Source organism: Rhizohabitans arisaemae, from assembly GCF_025996515.1.
Classification (GTDB): domain Bacteria; phylum Actinomycetota; class Actinomycetes; order Streptosporangiales; family Streptosporangiaceae; genus Rhizohabitans; species Rhizohabitans arisaemae.
In genome coordinates, this window is record NZ_BLRH01000046.1 from 1 (window position 1) to 279 (window position 279).

The 279-nt window shown below is 74.2% G+C and carries 1 protein-coding gene; it reads right to left on the bottom strand.

The genetic code is table 11. The features are described from left to right. Positions 1-57: 57 nt before the first annotated feature. Positions 58-279: DUF3455 domain-containing protein (locus RUR_RS26615; RefSeq protein ID WP_283137940.1), on the bottom strand; the 222-nt coding region annotated here is incomplete at its 5' end.

The window sequence follows — 279 nt, forward strand, 5'->3', positions numbered from 1 at the left end:
AGACGACGTCGCGCCCCGGGGGGTGCGGGGCGCGACGTCGTGGTGGGGCGGATGGTCTCAGCCGAGGAAGAGGTAGTCGGACTTGTAGGGGGACTTGGCCTTGGGGGTGCGGGCCGGGTCGCAGGCGCCCGCGGGGGCGACGCCGCCGACGGTGTTGAGCCGCAGGATCTGGGTGGTGTGGGCGAGCAGGCCGCGGCCGGCGCCGCTTTGGGTGGCGTCCAGGACGAGCTCGGGGATGTTGCCGTCACCGTTGGGGGTCCGGGTGACGGCCTTGCCGGT